Below are 6,644 nucleotides of genomic sequence, written 5' to 3' on the forward strand. Positions count from 1 at the left end.
CATTAACACCGCGACGAATCATGTGCTGAACTGCATTACCACCTGCACCACCAACTCCAACCACTTTAATAATGGTTTTGCCGGCTGTTTCTTGATCTAACATTTCAAATTCCATATACCCTCCTAGGTAATAAGTACTACATTGACGACGACGAAAAACTTAAAAATTTCCTGCGAACCATTCCTTCATGCGCGAGATAACACTTTGCAATGCGCCTGACTGAGATACTCGACGGCCACGCAATAGTTGCGCCTGACCTTCCATTAATAAACCGATGCTGGTAGCGAATCTCGGACTACGTAAGACTTCATGTAAGTGGCCACGATATTCAGGTGTACCAATACGTGCAGGCCGTAAGAAGACTTGTTCAGCAAGTTCAACCATTCCTGGCATTAACGCGGTACCGCCAGTGAGCACGATCCCTGAAGACACCATATCTTCGTACCCAGAATCACGCACCACTCCTCGTACCAAAGTAAATAGCTCTTCAACACGTGGCTCGATCACTGCAGCTAAGGCCTGCTTAGACATTGGTCGTGGCTCACGATCACCTACACCAGGCACATCAATCATGGTGGATGGGTCTGCCATATCTTGGCGAGCGATACCATACTGAATTTTTAAATCTTCTGCATCAATAGTTGGAGTGCGCAAGGCCATTGCAATGTCATTAGTAATTTGATCGCCTGCAATTGGGATTACTGCAGTATGACGAATCGAGCCTTGGCAATAAATTGCGATATCAGTTGTACCGCCACCAATATCCACTAAAACGACACCCAATTCTTTTTCATCTTCAGTTAGTACAGCTAAGCTGGATGCGAGCGGCTGCAAGATGAGATCATTGACTTCTAGGCCACAACGACGCACACATTTCACAATATTTTGCGCAGCACTAACGGCGCCAGTAACAATATGTACTTTCACCTCTAAGCGTAAACCGCTCATGCCAATTGGCTCACGAACATCTTCTTGCCCATCAATGATGAATTCTTGAACAAGAATGTGAAGGATCTGTTGATCCGTTGGAATATTGATTGCTTTAGCGGTTTCTAAAACCCGCTCAACATCACCAGCACTGACCTCTTTATCGCGAATGGCCACCATACCGCTAGAGTTAAAGCTCACAATATGATTTCCAGCGATACCAGTAAAGACCTGAGCGATCTGACGATCAGCCATCACCTCAGCTTCTTCAAGCGCCTTTTGAATAGATTGAACAGTTGCCTCGATATTGACAACAACACCTTTTTTCAAACCTTTGGATGCAGTTTGACCGACACCAACGACATTGAATTGGCCATCAACACCTAGTTCAGCAACCAAAGCAACCACCTTGGAGGTTCCAATATCCAATCCGACTAGTAAATCGCGGTTGTCTTTACTCATTCTCATTCCTCATTGCTTCTGCTCACTTTTTTTGCCGTCTACTTCATTCTTTTTCAAATTTGCCGAAGCAAGATGTACTGCAAAACCATTTGCATAACGCAAGTCAATTGCGTCTACGCGATTAGCCCACTTCTCTTGAACCTCTGGCCAATATTTAAAGAGGCGCGCCACTCGATCCTCAGTTAATGTTTTGTCGGAGTTCTCTTCATCCCTGCCGAACTCCACTTTCATACCATTGGATAACTTCACATGCCAGGCATACCGCTCAGAAAGGGTTAAGCTTTTGACTTCGGCACTCCAAGGCTTAAACCAGGCATTCGCTCTCTCATACAAGCGCATAACTTCTTTGCTTGCATCTTCTGGACCTGAGAAATCAACCAACTGAATTCCGTCTCCTACATCAGAAACACGGCCAGCAAAAAGCTCACCGTGGGTATTCATTAAGGTATGGCTATCAGCCCCACCCCAAGTACCAAATGGCTTTTGCTCTTCAATGCTCACAATCAATCCGTTAGGCCAGACCCTACGAACATTGGCATGACGCACCCATGGCATTGACTCGAAACCACGTTTCACATCTTCTAGCCGCACACTGAAAAAATTACCTTGGACAGTTTCTAAAACCTGCTGTTTCACTACAGGCTTATTAATATGTTTGAGTGTTTCACCAGCTACCGGCTCTATTACGACTTGGCGCAAGGCAAAAACTGGGCGCTGACTTAACCACACCAAAATTCCAACGCAAACCATGACTGCAAAACAGCGCATCAAGAATCGGCTCAACTTTTGCATCCGCTCTGGATGATTCCAAAGCGGAGATGCCAGTGAAGCAAATATCTCACCGAAGCCGTTTAAGAAGGCGCCCATCCAACTCATGCTTGCCCATCCCCTTTACTTTTTAGGGTTTGGCTAATGACCCAGAGCACTAGTTCGGCATATTCAACACCAGCTGCTTTTGCCGCCATAGGTACCAAAGAATGCGAAGTCATCCCTGGGGAAGTATTCATTTCTAAAAGATAGGGTTTCCCAGTTTGCTTATCTAACATCACATCAGCACGACCCCAAGTCCTGCAGCCGAGAGCACGATAAGCAGCTAACGCTAGTTCTTGAACTACTTGATTGACCTCTGGTGCTAAGTCAGTTGGGCACAAGTATTTAGTCTCATCAGAGAAATACTTATTATGGAAATCGTAGTTAGCTTCTGGTGGAATAATTTTGATCACCGGCAAAGCCTCAGCATCAGCGCCAAATCCAACCAATGGGCAAGTGAGCTCATCGCCAACAATACAAGTTTCGGCAATGACTTTTTTATCCATTCCAGCGGCCAGCCTATAGGCTGCAGGCAACTCGTCGACGGATTTCACTTTAGTTAAACCGAGTGAAGAACCCTCATGTGCTGGCTTAACAATCAACGGTAGACCCAAATGCTTCACCACTGCATTCCAATCACTATCCGCTTTCAACTCCTGAAACTCTGGTGTTGAAAGACCGCTACTGAGCCAGACAAGCTTTGTCGCAATTTTGTCGATTGCCAATGCAGAGGCTAGTACACCGCTACCGGTATAAGGCAAACCCAAAAGTTCAAGTAATCCCTGGATCATGCCATCTTCACCATAGCGTCCATGCAAGGAAATAAAGATGCGGTCAAATTTTTCATTTGCCAATTCAGTTGGGCAACGTAATCCCGGGTCAAATGGATGCGCATCAACCCCTTTAGAGAGGAGCGCTTCCAATACACCATTTCCCGACATTAAGGAAATCTCGCGCTCACCAGAGCGGCCGCCTAGCAACACGCCGACCCGACCAAGGGACTTAATATCTAAGTTTGCGAGCTCTTGCTTCACTCGCTCACCCCAAGAAAGTAATGGTTGATTTTGCTTAGACATGTTTTGACTCCGCTAATACATGAGGCAAGCCAGAGATAGAACCTGCGCCCATCGTGATTAAGACATCGCCATCACGCAATAAAGTGCTGAGTTTTTCTGGCATTTCCGCGATGCTTGCTGCAAAGGCCACAGCCGCACTATCTAAGGAGCCATTTACAGCCTTATCAGCGGAGAGTGCTGCCTTCATGAGACTTTGGCCATCCGCACCTGGAATCTTCGCTTCACCAGCTGGATAGACTTCAGTAAGCACAAGTGCATCAAAGTTTTTCAGGACTTGCACAAATTCACCAAAACAATCGCGAGTTCTTGTGAAGCGATGTGGTTGAAACGCTAGTACCAATCGACGATCTGGGTAAGCACCACGCGCTGCAGATAAAGTAGCCGCCATCTCAACAGGGTGGTGTCCATAATCATCTATCAAAGTGAAACTTCCACCAGATGCCAGCGGAATCTCTCCATATTTTTGGAAGCGACGGCCAACACCACTAAATTCAGATAAAGCTTTCACTATGGCTTCATCACCAACACCTAATTCCGTGGCAATACCAATTGCTGCTAATGCATTTCGTACATTGTGTAAACCAGGTAAATTGAGTTGCACCTCAAGACGACCCGGCTTATTGCCATGGCGACGTACTGTTTTACGATCCACCGTAAAGTGCATACGCGTACCCTCAGCACGCACATTACTTGCACGAATATCCGCATCTTCAGACAAGCCGTAACGCAATACCGGCTGAGATACGAACGGAATAATGTCTCGAACGTTGGCATCATCAATACAGAGCACTGCCACACCATAAAAAGGCATACGCTGAATAAACTGAACAAATGCTTGCTTTAACCTTGCCATGTCATGCTGGTAGGTATCCATATGATCAGCATCAATATTGGTAACTACCTCCATTGCTGGAAATAGTTGCAAGAAAGAAGCATCAGACTCGTCTGCCTCGACCACAATGAAATCGCCCCGACCTAGGCGCGCATTGGCGCCAGCAGAATTTAACTTCCCACCAATTACAAAGGTTGGGTCTAAACCGCCCTCAGCTAAGACTGAGGCAACCAAACTGGTGGTCGTTGTTTTGCCATGAGTTCCTGCAATCGCAATGCCCTGCTTTAAACGCATGAGCTCACCAAGCATGACGGCACGCTGAATCACAGGCACTTTGGCTGCGCGAGCAGCTAGCACTTCAGGATTGTTTCCTGCAACCGCAGTAGAAATCACCACTGCCTCTGCGGTACCAATATTTTTAGGATCATGCCCAATATGAATTACAGCACCCAAATCTGTAAGGCGCTTCGTTGCTGCGCCTTCAGCTAAATCAGATCCAGACACCTGATATCCCAGATTCAGAAGCACCTCGGCAATACCGCTCATGCCTGCGCCACCGATCCCAACAAAATGGATTTGCTGAACGATATGTTTCATATACCTACTCCCGCACAATCTGCACATACTTCAGCCACACGCTGAGTTGCATGGGGCTTAGCCAAAGCATGAGCACGCTCAGCCATCACTTGTAAATCTTGACGATTAAAATTTTGAATCATGGATGCGAGATCCTGTGGATTGAGATCTTGTTGTGGCAACAAAATGGCAGCATCTGCATCTGATAAAAATTGTGCATTGGCAGTTTGGTGATCATCAATCGCATATGGAAATGGGATTAAACAAGAAGCCACACCACATGCTGCAATTTCTGAAACAGTCATTGCGCCCGAGCGACAAATAACAAGATCTGCTTGACCGTAGGCGGTTGGCATATCGTCAATAAAGGAACGGATATCGGCAGTAACACCTAAGTCAGCATATCGCTGCTGTAGATCTGCGAGATGCTTCTCTCCAGCCTGGTGCATCACATATGGACGCGCATCTTTATCCATCAATGCCAAGGCTGATGGAATTGCTTCATTTAAGGCAGCCGCACCTAAACTTCCACCAACCACCAAAATGCGCAGAGGTCCCGTGCGCTCTTCATAACGTTTTGCTGGTACAGCCATAGCGTCGAATTCTTCACGGATTGGATTTCCGACCCACTCAGCATGAGCCATCGTATCTGGGAAACCAGTCAAGGTACGCATAGCAATTTTGGCTAAAGCGCGATTCGCACTTCCCGCCACAGAATTGGCTTCATGTAAAACCAGCGGCCTCTTCAAAAGCTTAGTCATCAAGCCGCCAGGAAATGTAATGTATCCACCCATACCCAAGACCACATTTGGCTTAATGCGGCGCATGATCTTAAAACTCTGGAAGCTGGCCCTTGCCAGGTTAAATGGCAGCATCAGTTTGGCTTTGATGCCTTTGCCACGCAAGCCACCAAAATCAACGGCTTCAAATGGGAAATCACAAGCTTTTACTAGTCGATACTCCATACCGCTCTGATTACCAAGCCAAGATACATTCCATCCACAAACGCGCAAATATTCAGCCACTGCTAGACCTGGGAAAATATGTCCGCCAGTTCCTCCAGCCATGATCAAGATGGATGGTTTGGTCATAACTTACCTCCCCGCATCAAGATTCGGTTTTCATAATCAATACGAAGCAGCATTGCTACTGCGACTGCATTCATCAAAATCCCTGAGCCACCATAACTAACTAAAGGAAGAGTTAAGCCTTTGGTTGGAAGTAAGCCCAAGTTCACACCCATATTGATAAATGCCTGCCAACCAATCCATATCGCCACACCTTTAGCAGCCAGACCAGCAAAACTGCGATCCAATTGCAAGGCAGTACGGCCGATGAGGAATGCGCGGCGTACGATCCAGTAGAACAAGAAAATCATCACCACTACACCAATAAAACCAAGCTCTTCACCAATCACCGCCATGATGAAATCGGTATGCGCTTCGGGAAGGTAATGTAACTTTTCAACACTTCCGCCTAAACCTACGCCAAACCATTCCCCACGACCAAATGCCATAAGTGAGTGCGTTAATTGATAGCCCTTATTTGCTGCGTTATCGACTTGCCATGGATCCATAAATGCCAACATGCGGCCGCGACGGAAAGGTGAGAGTGCAATCATGATGGCGCCACTCATGAGGCCAACCAAAATCAAACCACCAAATAACTTGGCATTAATGCCGCCCAAGAATAAAATTCCAAAGGCAATTAAGGCAACCACAACAAATGCACCCATATCGGGTTCAGCCATGAGCAAGCCACCAACCAAGGCAACCGCAATACCCATTGGCAACATGCCTTTCACAAATGAGTGGAGATACTCTTGGCGCTGTACCGTATAACTTGCGGCAAAAATCACTGCAGCAAATTTCATTAATTCAGATGGCTGGAAATTCATGAGACCCAATGGGATCCAACGCTTAGCACCATTCACGCCTTTTCCAACACCAGGAATAAGTAC

General features: G+C 46.6%; 6 protein-coding genes. All 6 read right to left on the minus strand.

The window, feature by feature from the left end; genetic code table 11:
• Window positions 1-160: 160 nt before the first annotated feature.
• On the minus strand, window positions 161-1,390 hold the full coding sequence (ftsA, locus tag B7Y67_RS09145; RefSeq protein ID WP_293598376.1) for a cell division protein FtsA: 1,230 nt from the start codon (window positions 1,388-1,390) through the stop codon (window positions 161-163).
• A 9-nt stretch (window positions 1,391-1,399) separates the two neighbouring features.
• Complete coding sequence (locus B7Y67_RS09150) at window positions 1,400-2,266, minus strand: cell division protein FtsQ/DivIB (RefSeq protein ID WP_293598377.1); 867 nt, start codon at window positions 2,264-2,266, stop codon at window positions 1,400-1,402.
• Window positions 2,263-3,276 (minus strand): D-alanine--D-alanine ligase, encoded by a 1,014-nt coding sequence (locus B7Y67_RS09155; RefSeq protein WP_293598378.1) that lies wholly within the window; start codon window positions 3,274-3,276, stop codon window positions 2,263-2,265. The genes B7Y67_RS09150 and B7Y67_RS09155 overlap by 4 nt, the downstream gene beginning before the upstream one ends.
• Window positions 3,269-4,705, minus strand: a complete 1,437-nt coding sequence (murC, locus tag B7Y67_RS09160) for a UDP-N-acetylmuramate--L-alanine ligase (protein ID WP_293598379.1) — start codon at window positions 4,703-4,705, stop codon at window positions 3,269-3,271. Before murC ends, B7Y67_RS09155 begins: the two co-directional genes overlap by 8 nt.
• Window positions 4,702-5,775, minus strand: coding sequence for an undecaprenyldiphospho-muramoylpentapeptide beta-N-acetylglucosaminyltransferase (gene murG / locus B7Y67_RS09165; RefSeq protein ID WP_293598380.1), 1,074 nt, complete (start codon window positions 5,773-5,775; stop codon window positions 4,702-4,704). The genes murC and murG overlap by 4 nt, the downstream gene beginning before the upstream one ends.
• Window positions 5,772-6,644: putative peptidoglycan glycosyltransferase FtsW (locus tag B7Y67_RS09170; RefSeq protein ID WP_293598381.1), on the minus strand; the 873-nt coding region annotated here is incomplete at its 5' end. The genes B7Y67_RS09170 and murG, both read right to left, overlap by 4 nt.

The organism is Polynucleobacter sp. 35-46-11 (assembly GCF_002281105.1).

Bases quoted from the DNA above. Each gene is read 5' to 3' on its own strand.
- ftsA (WP_293598376.1), bottom strand. From the start codon at position 1,390: ATGAGTAAAGACAACCGCGATTTACTAGTCGGATTGGATATTGGAACC.
- B7Y67_RS09150 (WP_293598377.1), bottom strand. From the start codon at position 2,266: ATGAGTTGGATGGGCGCCTTCTTAAACGGCTTCGGTGAGATATTTGCT.
- B7Y67_RS09155 (WP_293598378.1), bottom strand. From the start codon at position 3,276: ATGTCTAAGCAAAATCAACCATTACTTTCTTGGGGTGAGCGAGTGAAG.
- murC (WP_293598379.1), bottom strand. From the start codon at position 4,705: ATGAAACATATCGTTCAGCAAATCCATTTTGTTGGGATCGGTGGCGCA.
- murG (WP_293598380.1), bottom strand. From the start codon at position 5,775: ATGACCAAACCATCCATCTTGATCATGGCTGGAGGAACTGGCGGACAT.